Genomic DNA, 16,906 nt, shown 5'->3' on the forward strand with positions numbered 1-16,906 from the left:
GTGGGCGCACCGGACACCGACGTGATCGTGGTCGGCGCGGGCCCCGTCGGACTGCTGCTCGCCTGCGAGCTGCGGGACGGCGGGGCCCGGGTCACCGTGCTGGAGCAGCTGACCGCGCCGACCACCGAATCCCGGGCCTCCACCCTGCACACCCGCACCATGGAGCTGTTCGAGGAGCGCGGGCTGCTGCCGGAGCTCGGCCCGCCCCCGGCCGGCGGTCCTGGCCACTTCGGCGGCCTTCCGCTCGACCTCACCGCGGCCGACCCCGGGCACCGCTTCGCGGGCCAGTGGAAGGCGCCGCAGACCCGCATCGAGGCCGTGCTGGCCCGCCGCGCCACCGCCCGCGGCGCCGAGGTGCGGCGCGGCACGCGGGTGACGGGGCTCGCGGAGCACGCCGGCTCCGTCACCGTCGAGGCCACGGGGCCCGGCGGGGCGGCGTACACCCTGGAGGCCCGCTACGTCGTCGGCTGCGACGGCGAGCACAGCACCGTGCGCCGCCTGGCGGGATTCGGCTTCCCCGGCAGCGACGCCACCAAGGAGCTGCTGCGGGCCGACGTCGCCGGGATCGACATTCCCGGCCGCCGCTTCGAGCGGCACCCCGGCGGGCTCGCCATCGCCTCCCGCTGGCCGGACGGTACGACCAGGGTGATGCTGCACGAGTACGGCCGCGCGCCCGAACCGCGCGCCGGGGACCCGGAGTTCGGCGAGGTGGCCGCGGCCTGGCGGCGGATCACCGGCGAGGACATCGGCGGCGGCACCCCGCTGTGGGTGAACGCCTTCGGCAACGCGCGGCGCCAGGCGGACCGGTACCGCCGAGGGCGGGTGCTGCTCGCCGGGGACGCGGCCCACGCCCAGCTGCCCGTCGGCGGCCAGGCCCTCAACCTCGGCCTCCAGGACGCCGCCGACCTCGGCTGGAAGCTCGCCGCGCAGTGCCGCCCAGGGGCCGACCCGGCGCTGCTCCACTCGTACCACGAGGTCCGTCACCCGGTCGGGCGGCGGACGCTCGCCAACATCGAGGCGCAGGCCCAACTGCTGCTCGGCGGGCCCGAGGTGGACGCGCTGCGCACGGTGACGGGCGAGCTGCTCGCCCTCGCCCCGGCCCGCCGCCACCTCGCCGCCATGATCAGCGGCCTCGACGCCCCCTACCCGGGGCCGCCGCGCAGCGGCCAACAACTCGCGGCGGACCGGCCAGGACCGACCCCGCACCACGGCACGGACAACGGCACGCACAGGAGGACCTCCATGGGAACGCTCAACGGCAAGGCAGCGCTCGTCACCGGCTCCAGCCGCGGCATCGGCCGGGCCGTGGCCGAACGGCTCGCGCGCGACGGCGCGCTGGTCGCGGTGCACTGCGCCGGCAACCGGGAGGCGGCGGACGACGTCGTCGCCTCGATCGAGGGCGACGGCGGCCGCGCCTTCGCCGTCCAGGCGGACCTGGCCGAACCGTCCGCCGTGCACGACCTGTTCGTCCAGCTGGAGCGCGGGCTCAAGGAGCGCACCGGCGGCACCACCCTCGACATCCTCGTCAACAACGCGGGGGTGATGGGCGGGGTGGCCCCGGACGAGGTCACGACGGAGCTCTTCGACAAGCTGTACGCCGTCAACGCGCGGGCACCCTTCTTCCTGGTGCAGCGCGCGGTCGGCAACATGCCGGACGGCGGCCGGATCGTGAACATCTCCTCCGGCCTCACCCGCTTCGCCAACCCCGACGAGGTGGCGTACGCGATGACCAAGGGCGCCGTCGACCAGCTGACCCTGCACTACGCAAAGCACCTGGCGCCGCGGAACATCACCGTGAACAGCGTCGGCCCCGGCATCACGAACAACGGCACCCCCGTCTTCGACATCCCCGAGGCCGTCGAACAGATGGCGGCGCTCTCGGCGTTCAACCGGGTCGGCGACACCACGGACATCGCGGACGTCGTGGGCTTCCTCGCGAGCGACGACTCCCGCTGGATCACGGGTTCCTACCTCGACGCCAGCGGCGGCACGCTGCTGTGATCCCCCGGACCGGACCGCAGGCGCCCCCGCGCGGGGGCGCCGCGGCGGGCGCCCGGCTGGGGGCGCTGCTGTTCGTACTCGCGGGGAACATGCTGATCGACGCGCTGGAGGTGTCGGTCGTCCTGCCCGCGCTGCCCGCCACCGCCGAGGGGCTCGGGCTGTCCCTGAACGAGGTGCAGTGGGTGATGAGCGGCTTCGCGCTCGGCTTCGCGGCGCTGCTGCTCATCGGCCCGCGGCTGACCGCCCGGTTCGGCCGCCGCCGCGTCTACCTCGCGGCGCTGGTGGTGTTCGTGCTCGCCTCCCTGGCCGGCGGGGCGACCGACAGCGGGGCGCTGCTCGTCGCGACCCGCGTGGTCAAGGGCGGCTGCGCCGCCCTCACCGCCCCCGTCGGTCTTGCCATCATCGCCACCGTCTTCCCCGACGGGCCGCGCCAGCGGCGCGCCGTGTCCGTCTACTCGCTCTTCGGCGCCGCCGGGTTCACCGTCGGGCTGCTGCTCTCCGGGCTGCTCACCGCGTTCAGCTGGCGCCTGACCCTGCTCGCCCCGGCCGCCGCCGCACTGGTGCTGCTGCCGTTCGCCTGGCGGCTCGTCCCGGAGCAGAGCGGGGAGCAGAGCGGGGAGCAGAGGCACCCTGTCGTGCCGCGTGCGCTGCTGGGCCACCGCCCGCTGCTGCGCGCGGCCGCCGGTGCGGCCTCGCTCAACGGCTCCCACCTGGCCCTGCTCCTGACGGCGGTCTTCACCCTTCGTACGGAGCGGGGCTGGCCGCCCTGGCTGACCGCCGTGGCCTTCCTGCCCGCCTGTGTTCCCCTCGTGGGCGCGGCGCTGTTCTCCGGCCGCATGGTCGAACGCTTCGGCACCGCACGGCTGGTGGCGCTCGGCGCCCTCGCCTCGGTCCTCGGCTACGGCTGGCAGCTGGCCGGGCCAGGACCCGGCGCGTACGCCACGGGGCTGCTGCCCACGCTGCTGCTGACCGGGACCGCCTTCGTGCTGGCCTTCGGCGCGCTCAACATGCAGGCCACCGCCGGGATTCCGGCGGCGGACCGCGGCCTGGCCGTCCCGCTCTACCAGACCGGTGTCCAGCTGGGCGCGGTGGTCGCCCTCACCGCCACGGCCGCGCTGCTGAGCAGCGCTGCGGGCACCGTCCCCGCGCTGGCCTTCATCACGGCCGCCGGAGCGTTCGGCCTCGTCGCCGCGCTCGCCGGCCTGGCGGACCGGACGTCCACGGATGCCGCAGCCGTCCGCTGACCCGGTCACCCCGATTGATCCGATCGCCCCGATTCCGCACAGCCGAGAGGGAGTTGAACCAGGCATGCTGACTACGGACGCGCCCACCGGCGCCGCCGAACGGCTCACCGAGCTGGCCGAACGCAAACGGGAGGCCCATCAGGGCCCGGACCCCCGCGCCACCGAGCGGCAGCACGCGAAGGGCAAGCTGACCGCGCGCGAGCGCATCGAACTCCTCATGGACAAGGGGAGCTTCACCGAGGTGGAGCCGATGCGGCGGCACCGCGCCACCGGCTTCGGCCTCGAGCACAAGCGTCCTTTCACCGACGGGGTGGTCACCGGCTGGGGCACGGTCGAGGGCCGGACGGTCTTCGTGTACGCCCACGACTTCCGCATCTTCGGCGGCGCCCTCGGCGAGGCGCATGCGCAGAAGATCCACAAGCTGATGGACATGGCCCTGGCGGCCGGCGCCCCGCTGGTTTCGCTCAACGACGGTGCGGGCGCCCGCATTCAGGAGGGGGTGGCGGCGCTCGCCGGGTACGGCGGGATCTTCCGCCGCAACACCCGGGCCTCCGGGGTGATCCCGCAGATCAGCGTCATGCTCGGCCCGTGCGCCGGCGGCGCGGCGTACTCGCCGGCGCTGACGGACTTCGTCTTCGCGGTGCGCGGCAGCTCGCAGATGTTCATCACCGGGCCCGACGTCGTGGAGACGGTGACCGGCGAGAAGGTCTCGCTGGACGGCCTCGGCGGCGCCGATGTGCACGGGGCGACGTCCGGGGTGGCGCACTTCGTCCACGACGACGAGGAGTCCTGCCTCGCCGACGTCCGGTATCTGCTCTCCCTGCTGCCGCTGAACAACCGGGACCTCCCGCCGGCCGAGCGCGGCGAGGACCCCGTCGACCGCGAGGGCACGGCGCTGCTGGACCTGGTGCCCGCGGACGGCAACCGCAGCTACGACGTCACCGCGGTGATCGCGGAGCTGGTCGACGACGGCGAGTACCTGGAGGTGCACGCGGACTGGGCGCGCAACCTGGTGTGCGCGTTCGCCCGCGTCGACGGGCAGGCGGTGGGCATCGTCGCCAACCAGCCGGCCGTCCTCGCGGGGGTCGTCGACATCCACGCGAGCGAAAAGGGCGCGCGGTTCGTGCAGTTCTGCGACGCCTTCAACATCCCCCTGGTGACCCTGGTGGACGTGCCCGGCTTCCTGCCCGGCGTCAGCCAGGAGCACGAGGGCATCATCCGGCGTGGGGCGAAGCTGCTGTACGCGTACTGCAATGCCACCGTGCCGCGTATCTCGGTCGTGCTGCGGAAGGCCTATGGCGGGGCGTACATCGTCATGGACTCGCAGTCCATCGGGGCCGACCTGGCGTATGCCTGGCCCACCAACGAGATCGCCGTGATGGGCGCCGAGGGCGCGGCGAACGTCATCTTCCGCCGCGAGATCGCCGCGGCGGCGGACCCCGAAGAGGCGCGCCTGGCCCGCGTCAAGGAGTACAAGGCCGAGCTGATGCACCCGTATTACGCGGCCGAGCGCGGCCTCGTCGAGGACGTCATCGACCCCCGGGAGACCCGGGAGGTGCTGGCCCGCTCGCTGGCGATGCTCCGCTCGAAACACGCCGACCTGCCGCGCCGCAAGCACGGCAACCCGCCGCAGTGACGGGCCCGGTGGGCGAGCCGACGCCCCTGCTGCGGGTGGTGCGCGGCCGTCCGGACGCGGAGGAGCTGGCCGCGCTCACGGCGGTGCTGCTGTCGGCGGCGGCCCCCGGCGCCGAACCCGACGACATCTCCCGCAGGGAGCGCGCCGTGGCCCGCTGGTCGCGCCTGGAGCGCGCCCCTGGCTTCAGCGGCGCCCGCAGCTGGCAGGACGAACCCGGCTGAGCCCGCCGCAGGAGAGCGGACCGGCCACCGTGGCGACGTGGAATACAAGCCTTCGTTAACTGCCTTGCCCGGGGCCATCGCGATCACCAACAGTGGAAACCAGGTGAATTCGCCCTGGTCGTCCCAGTACCGCGAGTCACCTTCAGCACCCCAGATTCAGGAGGATCCCCATGTCCGGAGAGCCCATCCGCGTCGCAGTGATCACCGGCAGCACCCGGGACGGCCGGTTCGGTCCGACCGTGGCCGATTGGTTCGCGGACCAGGCGCGGCAGCACGGCGGCGTGGCCGTCGAGGCGATCGACCTCGCGGACTACCCGCTGCCCACCGTCCTGCCCGACATCGCGGTCGGTGCGGAGCCGCCCGCCGCCACCCAGAAGGTCCTCGACGCGCTCGCCGCCAGGCTCTCCGCGGCCGATGCCTTTGCCGTCGTCACCCCCGAGTACAACCACTCGGTGCCGGCGTCGCTGAAGAACGTCATCGACTGGTACCTCGACGAGTGGAAGGCCAAGCCGGTCGGACTGATCTCGTACGGCGGCATGGGCGGCGGCCTGCGGGCGTCCGAGCACCTCCGCCAGATCTTCGCCGAGGTACACGCGGTCACGGTGCGCGACATGATCAGCTTCCACAACGCCTGGAACGCCTTCGAGCAGGGCGGGAAGCGGGTGTGCCCCGAGGGCAGCGACGCCGCGGCGAAGGGCCTGCTCGACCAGCTGGTCTGGTTCGGCCGCGCGCTGCGCGACGCGCGGGAGAAGGTCCCGTACCAGGGCTGAACCCACCAACTGCCGCACCACCCCTGAGCGGGCACGGACACCGGGAAGCACTCCCGGGCCGTGCCCGCTTCGCGTGCGGCCCGTAGCGAGACGACCCAGCAGACCCAGAAGACCCAGAAGACCCAGAAGCAAGCGAGCGAAGGAGAAGCCCGCATGGATACGACACGACGCGTCCTGGTCACCGGCGCGACCGGGAACGTGGGCCCGCACGCGGTCGCCCAGTTGCTGCGGGCGGGGGTGCCGACCCGCGCGCTTCTGCTGCCGGACGACCCGCACGCCGACCGCGTCCCCGCTGCCGCGGAGGTCTGCCACGGCGACCTCGCGGATCCCGCCGGCCTCGACGCCTGCCTGGAGGGGGTCGACGCGGTCTTCCTCATGTGGCCCTTCTTCACCCTGGACGTCGCCACGGTGCCCGCCGTGCTGGACAAGCTGCGCGAGCACGACTGCCGGGTGGTGTTCGTGTCGTCCATCGGCGTGCACATCGGCCTGGAGCCCGTCGACAACAACTGCCACGCCTACCTGGAGCAGCAGATCGAGAAGGCCGGTCTCGAGTGGACCTTCCTGCAGACCACCGGATTCGACTGCAACGCCAGGCTCAGCTGGGCCGCGCAGCTCCAGGCGGGCGACGTCGTGCGGTCCCCGTACGGCGAGGCCGCCCGCACCCCCGTCCACGAGGCCGACGTCGCCGCCGTGGCCGTGCGCGCGCTGACCGAGGACGGACACGCGGGCAAGCGGTACGTGACCACCGGGCCCCAGGCCCTGACGCAGATCGAGCAGCTGCGCATCATCGGCGAGGTCGCCGGGCGCGACCTGCGCTGGGAGGACGTGCCGGGGCACGCCGCCAGGGCGGCGATGGTCGAGGCCGGTTGGCCGGAGGCGTACGCCGCGGGCGCGCTGGACTACTTCGAGACGCTCGTGGACCAGCCGGAGACGCTCACCGACCACGTCGCCGGCGTCCTCGGCCGCCCGCCACGCACCTTCCGGGAGTGGGCCGAAGAGCACGCCGGCGACTTCCGGTGACCGGGCGGCACAGGGAGTACGCCATGACGCAGCACGCACCGCGGCCGGCGGACGGCGCCGGACCGCCGACACCCGGATACGTCACCTTCTCCACCCTGCGGGCCGACGACCGCACCGCGGCGGCCGAACTGGCGCGCGCGCTCGCACACGAGACGCGGCGGTGGCTGCGGCATCGCGAGGGGTTCGTATCGGCCCGGATCCACACCGGCGTGGACACGGCCGCCGCCGTCGTCGTCCGCGAGGAGTGGCGGTCGCGGGCGTCCCACCGCGCGGCCGGGGAGGACGCCGCGGGCGCGGCGCTGCGCGCTCTGCTCACCGGCCCAGGCGTACGGGAGACCAGCGTGTTCGGCGGCGTACCGGAGGAGGGCATCGCGGGCCCGTACCCGAGCGCCCCGCCGGGGCTCGTCTGCGTCGCCACGCGCCACCTCGGCTCGCCCACGAACGCCCGGCGCCTGGCCGGGCTGCTGCGCGAAGGCGACTGGAAGCGGCACTTCCCCGGCTTCATCTCGGCCACGCCCTACATCGGCGACGAAGGCACCTACGTCAACTACCCGCAGTGGACGGACGCGGCCGCCTTCGACGCCTACATGAGAGACCCCCGCAACGCGGCGGGTCAGCCGGGCATCGCCGAGCTGGAGGTGGCACCGCCCGAGATCGTGATGTGCACCGTCCTTGACGAGGTCATCGCCAGAACACCGACGCGAGGTACGAAATGACGTCAACGTCAGGTACGAGCACCGGCTCGCTGACGCGGGGGCAGCTGTCCCCGCTCGATCAACTTCGGCTCTTCGAGCGCAAATACGACCCGACGACCCGGTCCGTCATCGATTCCCTTTCGCCTCGGCCGACCTGGCGCTGCCTCGAACTCGGGGCAGGCGCCGGCTCGATGGCCCGCTGGCTGGCCGAACGCGCCACCAGCGGCAGCGTCCTGGCGGTCGACACCGATCCGCGGCACCTGACCGGCTCCGACGCCCCGAACCTGACGGTGCGCGAGGCCGACATCACCGAGGCGGAGTTCGGCGACGCCGCGTACGACCTCGTCCTGGCCCGCGCCGTCCTGGAACACCTCGACCGGCCGCAGGAGATGCTCGACCGGGCCGTGCGATGGCTGGCGCCCGGGGGCCGGCTCGTCGTGCAGGACTTCTACTACCTGCCGAGCGAGCACGCGGCCTCCCCCGTGACCAGGGCGCTGGTCGCCGGCTATGTGCGGCGCATGCAGGAGCAGGGCGCCGATCTCAGCTGGGGCCGGCACCTGCCCGCGGCGCTGGGGCGCGCCGGGCTCACCGGAATCGGCTCCTCGGTGACGCCCGCGGGGCCGGGCCAGTCGCCCGCCGACGACGAACTGATCGGCACCCGGATGCGGCAGGAAGGCCACACGCTCGTGAACAGCGGTCTGGTGACCAGGGAAGAGCTCACCGTGTTCCTCGACGCGCTCGGGACACCGCAGGGGCGGGACATGACGACCCTGCTCGTCTCCGCCTGGGGCCGCCGGCCGGAGGAGTCATGAAGGTCCTGTTCGTCGGCGGCGGCAGCCCCGCCACCATATTCGGGCTCGTCCCCTTCGCCACCGCCGTGCGCAACGCGGGCCACCAGGTCTTCATGGCGGCACCCAAGGGGATGGCTTCGGTGATCTCCGGCAGTGGACTGCCCGCGCTGACCGTCACCCCGCACGACTTCTGGCACTACCTGGGGCGGGACAGGGCGGGCAACCCCACGACGGTGCCGACGGAGCACCGGCCGCTGATGGAGTACACGGGCTCCTGGTTCGCCCAGGTCTCCGCCGTCGCGTACGCCGAACTCAAGGACGTCACCGCGCGGTGGCGCCCGGACGTCGTGGTCGGCGGCACGATGTGCTACGCCGCTCCCCTGACCGCGGCCCGCCTGGGCGTGCCCCACGTCCTTCAGGCCTGGGACGCCAGCGAGTGGGAGTGGACCGACGAGGGCGCACGCCGCACGCTCCGGCCCGAGCTGGACGAGCTGGGTCTCGACGACATTCCCGCGCCCCGGCTGCGCATCGAGGTGACGCCGCCCAGCATGGCCGTCCCCCGCCCCGGCGACGTGCGGCTCATGCGCTGGACCCCCGGCAACCTGCAGCGCGATCTGGAGCCTTGGATGTACGCCCGGCCGGACCGGCCGCGCATCTGCCTGACGGCGGGCAGCCGCGCGAACAAGGAACACAGCCTGGAACGCCTGGTGTGGCTGGCCGAGCGGCTGCAACAGCTGGACGCCGAAGTGGTCGTCCCCGCCCCCGAGGAGCTGGCCGCGGAGCTCGGACGGCGGCTGCCCGCGGTGCGTACGGGCTGGATTCCGCTCGACGTACTCGCCCCCACCTGCGACGTGTTCGTGCACCACGCGGGCGGGGCCACCACCATGACGGCGCTGAACGCGGGCGTGCCCCAGCTGATCATTCCCGAGTCGGTGGGCTTCATGGCCCAGGCCAGGCTCCTGGAGAAGCTCGGCGCCGCGCTGGCCCGCAGTCCGCAGGAGGCCGACGACGCCGAGCTGGTACGGGCCTGCCGGCGGCTGATCGAGGACCCCGGCTACCGGCAGGGCGCCCAGGCGCTGAGCCGCGAGATCGCCCAACTGCCGCCGCCCGCCGAGTTCGTCGGCGAACTCGAAAGGCTCGCCGGCCGCTGAAGCGGGTGCGGCACCCCAGGCACCCCAGGCATCCCTGGCATCCCCGGCATCCCAGGCACCCCTGACACAACTGGACAACTGGACAACTGGACAACTGGAGAAGACATGCGCAGAGCGTTCCGTATCACCGCTGTCGGACTGGCCGGCGGCGCGCTGGCCATCGGGGTGGGCATCTCCCCGTCCCTCGCCGGGACCCCCGCGCCCGGCCCTGCCGTCGCGTCCGCGGTCGCGCCCGCGGCGGAGGAGCAGATATTCGACATCCACTCGACGGCCGACGCCTTGCGGGCGCCGAGCACGGCGCGGCCCGGAGCGGCGACGTTCCGTACCACGACCGACGCCCAGGGCTCGGGCACGGTCGGGCTCGCCCGCCCGCACCCGGGCGTCGGCTGGGACGAGTTCCGTACCGTGCTGCGGAAGGTCATCCAGAACGACCCGGACGACATCATCGCGGGCAGCAGGGAGCTGGAGAGCACCGCGGACCTGCTCGGCGGCACGGTCATCTACCCGGGCATGAAAGCCTCGTTCAGCCAGAAGCTGGAGACCGGCAGCTACTTCCTCTTCGACTTCAGCCACATCCACGATGCGACGCCGCGTTACCAGACTTTGCAGGTCAGCGGCGAGCCGGCCGGCGCCCTGCCGCAGGCGGAGACCACGCTGACGGCCACGATGGACGGCGACGAGCCCGTGTACGAGCTGTCGGCCCCCGTGCGCGCGGGGCAGCCGCTGCGGTTCGTGAACTCCATGCCGGCCCGGCAGCCCGCCGAGGCGATCGTCTTCAAGCTGGAGGACGGGGTGACCGAGGAGGAACTCGTCGCGTGGTTCGACAAGTTCGGCGACCACGGCGAGTTCCCGCCCGGCGAGGACCCGCTCGGCTACGGGCCGGGCGCGCTGCCGCTGACCCCGGGTCAGGCGCAGGTCGTCGACCTCCCCCTGCAGCCGGGCCGGCACATCGTCATCGACTGGTTCCGGGACGCCAACGACGCCGTGATGCTGCTGAAGAAGGGCCACTACAAGATCATTGAGGTGGTCTGAGGCCATGCGGGCCGAACTACCCACCACCTGCCACAGCGTCCGGCTCGCCGCCCGGCCCGACAAGGCGCTGGGGCCCGAGCACTTCGAGCTCGTGGAAGGCCCGGTCCCCGTCCCCGGTCCTGGCCGCCTACTGGTGCGCAACCGGATGATGGCGGTCACGGCCGCGATGCGCAGCCTCATGGCGGAGGACTGCCCGCTGCCGATGCCCGGCTTCGCCGTCGGCGAGACGATGCGCTCCCCCACCGTCGGCGAGATCGTCGATCCCGGTGACACCGGCCTGCAGCCGGGCGGGCTCGTCAAGCACCGTGCGGGGTGGCGCGAGTTCGCCGTGCTGGAGCCGGGCGAGGCGACGCCGCTGAACGTGGCGGACCTGCCCGACCCGGCCGCGCACCTCTCCCAGGCGTTCGCGGCCTGGGTCGCCGTGACGCGCGGCGCGCAGGTGCGTGCCGGGGACCAGGTGTTCATCGCCGGCGCGGCAGGCGGAGTCGGCGTCCTGGCCGGCCAGTTCGCCCGGCTGCGCGGCGCGACCCGGGTCGTCGGCAGCGCGGGCTCGCGGCAGAAGGCGGACTTCCTGGTCAAGGAGCTGGGGTACGACGCCGTGGTGCTCAGGGGCGAGGGCGAAGGCACCTTCGAGGAGCGGCTGAGCGCACAGCTGCCCGAGGGGATCGACGCGACGGTGGACAGCGTGGGTGGCGATCAGCTCAGGGCGGCGCTGTCGCTTGCCCGGCGCGGCGCCCGCGTCTCGGTGTTCGGCACCCTGGCCGAGCAGGCCGGGGGCGCGGCGCTCACAGGGATCGACACCGCGGCGCTCATCGGCAAGGGCATCACGCTGCGGGGAACGCTGGTCCACGATCACACCGACGTCGTGCCGGAGTACGAGGCGGCGTTCGGGGCCGGGCTGCGGGACGGCTCCCTCGCCTTCCCGCACGTTCGCTACACGGGAATCGAGAACGCCCCGTTGGCACTGCGGGAGTTGCTCGCCGGCATCCACACGGGCTCGGTTCTCGTCGAACTCTGATACGGCCGCGAACTCGCCCGCTCCTGCAAGTCTTTGTTAAGTGCCTTGCTCCCCCGACGTGGGCCGAAGACGATTGTTGATGTGCTCGGAGAGCGTTCCGGAAACCATCCGCGCACCGTAAGAGAAAGGTGGTTTCCGGTGAAGATCCTGATAACGGTTCCTCCTGCGTTCGCGCATATCAACCCGGTAATTCCGCTCGCCGGAGCCCTGCAAGGGGCGGGCCACGAGGTGCGCGTCGCCACCCATCCGGAGAGGGTGGAAACGGTGCGTCAACTCGGCTTCTCGGCGGTCTCCGTGGGCACCGAGGGATTTGGCCGGGTCGCCGCGCCCGGCCAGCAACAGCTTTATTCCGAGGTAATGGCGGCGCTCGCTCCCGAAATCGAAGGGCCGGACACCGTCGGGCGAATTCCCGCGCAACCCGTTCTCCATGCCTTCGCGTACTACTGCTCTCTTGAACCGCTCACTCCCGGCGGTCGAGCGATGGTTGTCGACCTCGTCGAATTCGCCCGCTCCTGGCAGCCGGACCTCGTCCTGTGGGACACGGTGTCCTTCCCGGGTGCCATCGCGGCGCGCGCCTGCGGGGCCGCCCACGCACGCATGGTGTGGGGCAAGGACGACTTCGGCTGGGCCCGGCTGCGGCTGGCCGCGCGGCAGCAGCCGGACCCGATGGCCCGGATGCTGCGGCCGGTGCTGGCACACTTCGGCCTCGAGTACGACGACGAACTGCTGCTGGGCCAGTGGGTGCTGGACAACTTCCCGGCCATCGGCCTGCGGCTCCCGCTCGGCCTGCGCAGCCTCCACGTCCGCCCCGTGCCCTTCAACGGCGCCGCCGTCGTGCCCGAGTGGCTGCACCGCGACCCCGGCCGCCGGCGCGTGGCGCTGTCGCTCGGGGCCGGCATCCGCAGTTTCTTCCCGGACAGCAGCGTCGTCGGGCTCGACACTCTCTTCGCGGCGGCCGAGGAGCTGGACGTCGAGGTGGTCGCGACACTCGACGAGGCCCAGCTCCGCTCGGTGAAGCGCCTGCCCGAGCACGTGCGCACCGTCGACTACCTGCCGCTCAATCTGCTGCTGCCGACCTGTTCCGCACTCGTCCACCACGGCGGCGGCGGGACCTTCGGGGCCGCGGTCGCCCACCGGGTCCCGCAGCTGGTGTGGCCGGAGCGGAGCCAGTACTACGACGACATCGCCGGGTACGTGGAGCGCAGCGGCGCCGGACTGGCCGTGGACCGCAACCGGGCCTCCTACGACGTCGTCAGAAAGCAGCTCGCCCGGGTGCTGGACGAACCCGCGTTCCGTACGGGCACCGAGGCGCTGTACCGGGACATGCTGGCCGTGCCGAGCCCGGCCGATGTCGTCCCCGTACTCGAAGGACTCACCTCGTGCCACCGCGGCCACGCCGCGCCGCCGCGGTGAGCCCGCACCTGCGGCGGCGGCCCGTCGAGCCCGCCGACCCGATACGCATGGGGGTGCTGGGCACCGCCTCGATCGCCTGGCGGCGCGTGCTGCCCGCGATGGCCGCGGTGCCCGGCATGGAGCTGGTGGCGACGGCGAGCCGGCGGCGGGAGAAGGCGCAGCGCTTCGCGGACCGGTTCGGCGGCGTGGCGGTCGAGGGATACGAACGGCTGCTGGCCCGCGACGACCTCGACGCCGTCTACATCCCGCTCCCCGCCACCCTGCACGCCGAGTGGGCCGCGCGGGCGCTGCGCGCCGGGCTGCACGTGCTGTGCGAAAAGCCGATGACGAGCGACCGGCACGGCACCGCCCGGCTGCTGAACCTGGCCCGCGAGCGAGGGCTGACGGTGATGGAGAACCTCATGTTCCCGCACCACTCCCAGCACGAGACGGTCCGGGAGCTGCTCGACGCCGGCCGGATCGGCGAACTGCGCAGCCTGACCGCGGAGTTCGCCTTTCCTCCGAAGCCGCCGGGCGACATGCGCTATCTGCCGGTCGGCGGCGGCGCGCTCGTCGAGATCGGGGTCTACCCGCTGTCCACGGCTCTGCTGCGGCTCGGCGAAGACCTCGAGGTCCTGGGCGCCGTGCTGCGCCACGACGGGCCGTACGGCGTGGATCTGTCGGGGGCCGCGCTGCTGGCCGACCCGCGGGGCGTACCCGCGCACCTCACCTGGGGCATGGAGCACGGCTACCGGTCCTCCTACGAACTGTGGGGAACCGCCGGGCGGATCGTCGTCGAGTGGGCCTACACCCCGCCGCCGTCGCACTCCCCGGTCGTCAGGGTCGAGACGCAGGGCCGCCAGGAGCGGATCACGCTGCCGCCGGACGATCAGTTCGCCAACGTGCTCCACGCCTTCGCCGAGGCGGTGCGCGGCACGGACATCCGCGACTGCACCGACCGGAGCCTGCGGCTCGCCGAGCTCATGGACGAGGTCGCCGCGCGAGCGGGGCTGTCCGGCACCGACGTGTCCAGACGCCTGCCCACACGCTCACTGCACCCGGCGTGACCCGGCCCTCCCGGGCCACCCAACAACCAACGGAGAGAGACCCATGGCTGAACAAGCGCCACCCCGCGCCGGACGGCGAGAGTGGCTGGGCCTGGCCATTCTCGCGCTGCCGACGCTGATGCTCGCGCTGACGATGACGTCGCTGAACCTGGCCATCCCGCACATCAGCGCGGACCTGAACCCCAGCGGCACACAACTGCTGTGGATCATCGACATCTACGGGTTCCTGATCGCCGGGACCCTGATCACCATGGGCTCGCTGGGTGACCGCTTCGGGCGGCGCAGGCTGCTGCTGATCGGATCGGTCTTCTTCGCCACGGCGTCCGTGGTGGGCGCGTTCTCCACCAGTCCGGGCATGCTCATCGTGATGCGGGCGGTGCTGGGGCTCGCCGGAGCGACGCTGATGCCGTCCACGCTGTCGCTGCTGAGCACCATGTTCAAGGACAAGACGCAGCAGGCCTTCGCCATTTCGGTGTGGATGTCGGTGTTCATGGGCGGCATGGCCGTCGGCCCGCTGGCCGGCGGTGCGCTGCTCGACCACTTCTGGTGGGGCTCGGTCTTTCTGATGGGCGCGCCGGTGATGGTGCTGCTCGTGCTGACGGGGCCGTTCCTGCTGCCGGAGAGCAAGACCTCGGACACCGGACCGATCGACCTCGTCAGCGTGGCGCTGTCGCTGGCGGGCATTCTCAGCAGCGTCTACGGGCTCAAGCAGGTGGCGGGGCACGGCTTCGGGGTGGTCCCGGTGGCGTTCATGGTGGCCGGTGTCGTCCTGTGCGCCGCGTTCCTGCGCAGGCAGGGCCGTTTGGAGCGGCCCCTGCTCGACCTGAGCATCTTCCGGATACGCGCCTACTCCACGCCGATCGCAGGCGTGGCCATCGCCATGATCATGAACGGTGGCCTCAACTTCTTCATGATGCAGTACCTGCAGACGGTGCTCGGCCTGTCGCCGCTGCAGGCCGGGCTGTGCACGCTGCCGCCCACCGTCATCAACATGGCGGGCTCGATGCTGGCTCCCAAGCTGACCCGGCACGTGCGGCCCGGCTTCGTGATCGGCCCCGCCTACCTGCTCACCGCCATCGGTTTCCTCATCATCACCACGGTGGACACGGACTCCAGCGTCTTCCTCGCGGTGGGCGGCACCGTGGTGATGTCCGTCGGCTTCGGCCCCGCGATGGCGCTGTCCACCGCGCTGGCCCTGGGCTCCATCCCCTCGGAGAAGTCCGGTGCCGCCTCCGCGGCCTCGGAGACCAGCAGCGAGCTCGGGATGTCCCTGGGCATCGCCTTCCTCGGCAGCCTGGGGACGTACGTCTACCGCGACCAGATCCGCGAACTGGCCCCGTCCGGACTGTCCGGGGCCTCCCTGGACACGGCCGCGAACTCCATCGGGGCCGCCCTCACCGAGGCGGAGCGGCTTTCGGGACGCCTCGGCGACGACCTGTTCTCCGCCGCGAGCCAGGCCCTCGTCACGGGTCTGCGGGTGGACGCGATCGTCGGCGCCGTCGGCATGGCCCTCGTCGGCACGGCCGTGGCATACCTGCTGCGGAAGGTGCCCGCGCCGGCCACCGACAGCGAGAGCGGCACGGAGGAGCCGACGGAGGAGCCAATGGCACGGCCCGCCGCGGAGCATCCGACACAGAGCGGCGTCGGAGGCACGGAATGATCAACGTATTCCAGCCCAGCCTCGGCGAGGAGGAAGCCGCCGCCGTGGCCGAGGTGTTCGCGGGCAACTGGCTCGGGCACGGCCCGCGCACCAAGGCGTTCGAGGCCGAATTCGCCGCGCACCTGGGCACAGGTGCCGAGAACGTGCTCTTCATCAACTCCTGCACCGCGGGGCTCTTCCTCGCCGCCGAACTGCTCGAACTCGGCCCGGGTGACGACGTCGTCCTCCCCTCGGTGAGCTTCGTCGCCGCGGCCAACGCGGTCGCGGCGACCGGGGCGCGCCCCGTCTTCAGCGACTGCGACCCACGCACGCTGAACCCGACGGCCATGGACATCGAGGCGGCGCTCACCCCCCGTACCAAGGCCGTCATCGTCCTGCACTACGGCGGCCGGCCGGGCGAGATCGCGGCCATCGCCGAGCTGTGCAGGCGGCACGGCATCCCGCTCGTCGAGGACGCCGCCTGCGCGGTCGCCTCGACGGCGGACGGGCAGGCCTGCGGAACCTTCGGCGACATCGCGGTATGGAGCTTCGACGCCATGAAGGTCCTGGTCACCGGCGACGGCGGCGCGATGTGGGTCCGCGACCCGGAACTGGCGGCACGGGCTCGCACGCTGGCCTACCACGGCCTGGAGCAGCCGAGCGGGTTCACGGCGCGGGTCTCCCACCGATGGTGGGAGCTGAATGTACGGGCCTTCGGCCACCGCATCGTCGGAAACGACGTGACCGCCTCGATCGGCAGCGTCCAACTGCGCAGGCTCCCCGGGTTCCTGGCCCGCCGGCGCGCGGCCTTCGACTCCTACGACCGGCTCCTCGCGGACGCGGACGGCATCCGGACACCGCCACCGCTTCCCCGGGGCCACACCAGCTCGTACTACTTCTACTGGGTACAGCTGGACCCGGCCATCCGCGACCAGGTCGCCGCCGACCTGCTGGACCGCGGCATCTACACCACCTTCCGCTACCCCACCTTGCACCGGGTGCCCGCCTACGGCAGCGAGATCCCCGCCCTCCCCGGCTCCGACGAGGCCGCCGAGGCGACACTGCTGCTGCCCCTGCACCAGGCCCTGCGGGAGGAGGACGTGCGTACGGTCGCCGCCGAACTGCGCAAGGCGGTGGCGAACCGCCTCCCGAACGGCTGATCCGGAAACCGCCCGAGGCCCCGACGCATGCGTCGGGGCCTCGGCCGTGCCCACGCAGAGAGGACTGGC

General features: G+C 72.6%; 15 protein-coding genes. All 15 read left to right on the plus strand.

Annotation, left to right across the window (positions count from 1 at the left end):
- A complete protein-coding gene (locus tag RBJ65_RS10175; protein ID WP_306318224.1) occupies positions 1-2,001 on the plus strand; it encodes an SDR family oxidoreductase in 2,001 nt (666 codons plus the stop codon).
- Positions 1,998-3,245 carry an MFS transporter gene (locus tag RBJ65_RS10180; RefSeq protein WP_306318223.1) on the plus strand — a complete coding sequence of 416 codons (1,248 nt, stop codon included), beginning with the start codon at positions 1,998-2,000 and terminating at the stop codon, positions 3,243-3,245. Before RBJ65_RS10175 ends, RBJ65_RS10180 begins: the two co-directional genes overlap by 4 nt.
- A 64-nt stretch (positions 3,246-3,309) precedes the next feature.
- Positions 3,310-4,881 (plus strand): acyl-CoA carboxylase subunit beta, encoded by a 1,572-nt coding sequence (locus RBJ65_RS10185; RefSeq protein ID WP_306318222.1) that lies wholly within the window; start codon positions 3,310-3,312, stop codon positions 4,879-4,881.
- A complete protein-coding gene (locus tag RBJ65_RS10190; protein WP_306318221.1) occupies positions 4,878-5,102 on the plus strand; it encodes an acyl-CoA carboxylase subunit epsilon in 225 nt (74 codons plus the stop codon). Before RBJ65_RS10185 ends, RBJ65_RS10190 begins: the two co-directional genes overlap by 4 nt.
- Before the next feature lie 170 nt (positions 5,103-5,272).
- Entirely contained in the window at positions 5,273-5,872 is a 600-nt protein-coding gene (locus RBJ65_RS10195; protein WP_306318220.1) for an NADPH-dependent FMN reductase, read from the plus strand.
- A gap of 153 nt (positions 5,873-6,025) precedes the next feature.
- Positions 6,026-6,892, plus strand: coding sequence for an SDR family oxidoreductase (locus RBJ65_RS10200; protein WP_306318219.1), 867 nt, complete (start codon positions 6,026-6,028; stop codon positions 6,890-6,892).
- A 23-nt stretch (positions 6,893-6,915) separates the two neighbouring features.
- Positions 6,916-7,608: a putative quinol monooxygenase gene (locus tag RBJ65_RS10205; protein ID WP_306318218.1), complete on the plus strand. Its 693-nt coding sequence runs from the start codon at positions 6,916-6,918 to the stop codon at positions 7,606-7,608.
- Positions 7,605-8,399, plus strand: coding sequence for a class I SAM-dependent methyltransferase (locus tag RBJ65_RS10210; RefSeq protein ID WP_306318217.1), 795 nt, complete (start codon positions 7,605-7,607; stop codon positions 8,397-8,399). Before RBJ65_RS10205 ends, RBJ65_RS10210 begins: the two co-directional genes overlap by 4 nt.
- Positions 8,396-9,529, plus strand: coding sequence for a nucleotide disphospho-sugar-binding domain-containing protein (locus RBJ65_RS10215; RefSeq protein WP_306318216.1), 1,134 nt, complete (start codon positions 8,396-8,398; stop codon positions 9,527-9,529). The genes RBJ65_RS10210 and RBJ65_RS10215 overlap by 4 nt, the downstream gene beginning before the upstream one ends.
- 105 nt (positions 9,530-9,634) lie before the next feature.
- Complete coding sequence (locus tag RBJ65_RS10220; protein ID WP_306318215.1) at positions 9,635-10,561, plus strand: hypothetical protein; 927 nt, start codon at positions 9,635-9,637, stop codon at positions 10,559-10,561.
- 4 nt (positions 10,562-10,565) lie between these two features.
- The gene (locus RBJ65_RS10225; RefSeq protein ID WP_306318214.1) at positions 10,566-11,579 is read left to right on the plus strand and encodes an NADP-dependent oxidoreductase; all 1,014 of its coding nucleotides are present in this window, start codon (positions 10,566-10,568) and stop codon (positions 11,577-11,579) included.
- Positions 11,580-11,717: 138 nt separating this feature from the next.
- On the plus strand, positions 11,718-12,992 hold the full coding sequence (locus tag RBJ65_RS10230) for a nucleotide disphospho-sugar-binding domain-containing protein (protein WP_372342326.1): 1,275 nt from the start codon (positions 11,718-11,720) through the stop codon (positions 12,990-12,992).
- Positions 12,959-14,038, plus strand: a complete 1,080-nt coding sequence (locus RBJ65_RS10235; RefSeq protein ID WP_306318212.1) for a Gfo/Idh/MocA family protein — start codon at positions 12,959-12,961, stop codon at positions 14,036-14,038. The genes RBJ65_RS10230 and RBJ65_RS10235 overlap by 34 nt, the downstream gene beginning before the upstream one ends.
- A 43-nt stretch (positions 14,039-14,081) precedes the next feature.
- Positions 14,082-15,698, plus strand: coding sequence for an MFS transporter (locus RBJ65_RS10240; RefSeq protein WP_306318211.1), 1,617 nt, complete (start codon positions 14,082-14,084; stop codon positions 15,696-15,698).
- Entirely contained in the window at positions 15,695-16,837 is a 1,143-nt protein-coding gene (locus RBJ65_RS10245) for a DegT/DnrJ/EryC1/StrS family aminotransferase (RefSeq protein WP_306318210.1), read from the plus strand. Before RBJ65_RS10240 ends, RBJ65_RS10245 begins: the two co-directional genes overlap by 4 nt.
- Positions 16,838-16,906: the final 69 nt, after the last annotated feature.

The organism is Streptomyces sp. KL109B, assembly GCF_030766935.1.
Lineage (GTDB): Bacteria > Actinomycetota > Actinomycetes > Streptomycetales > Streptomycetaceae > Streptomyces.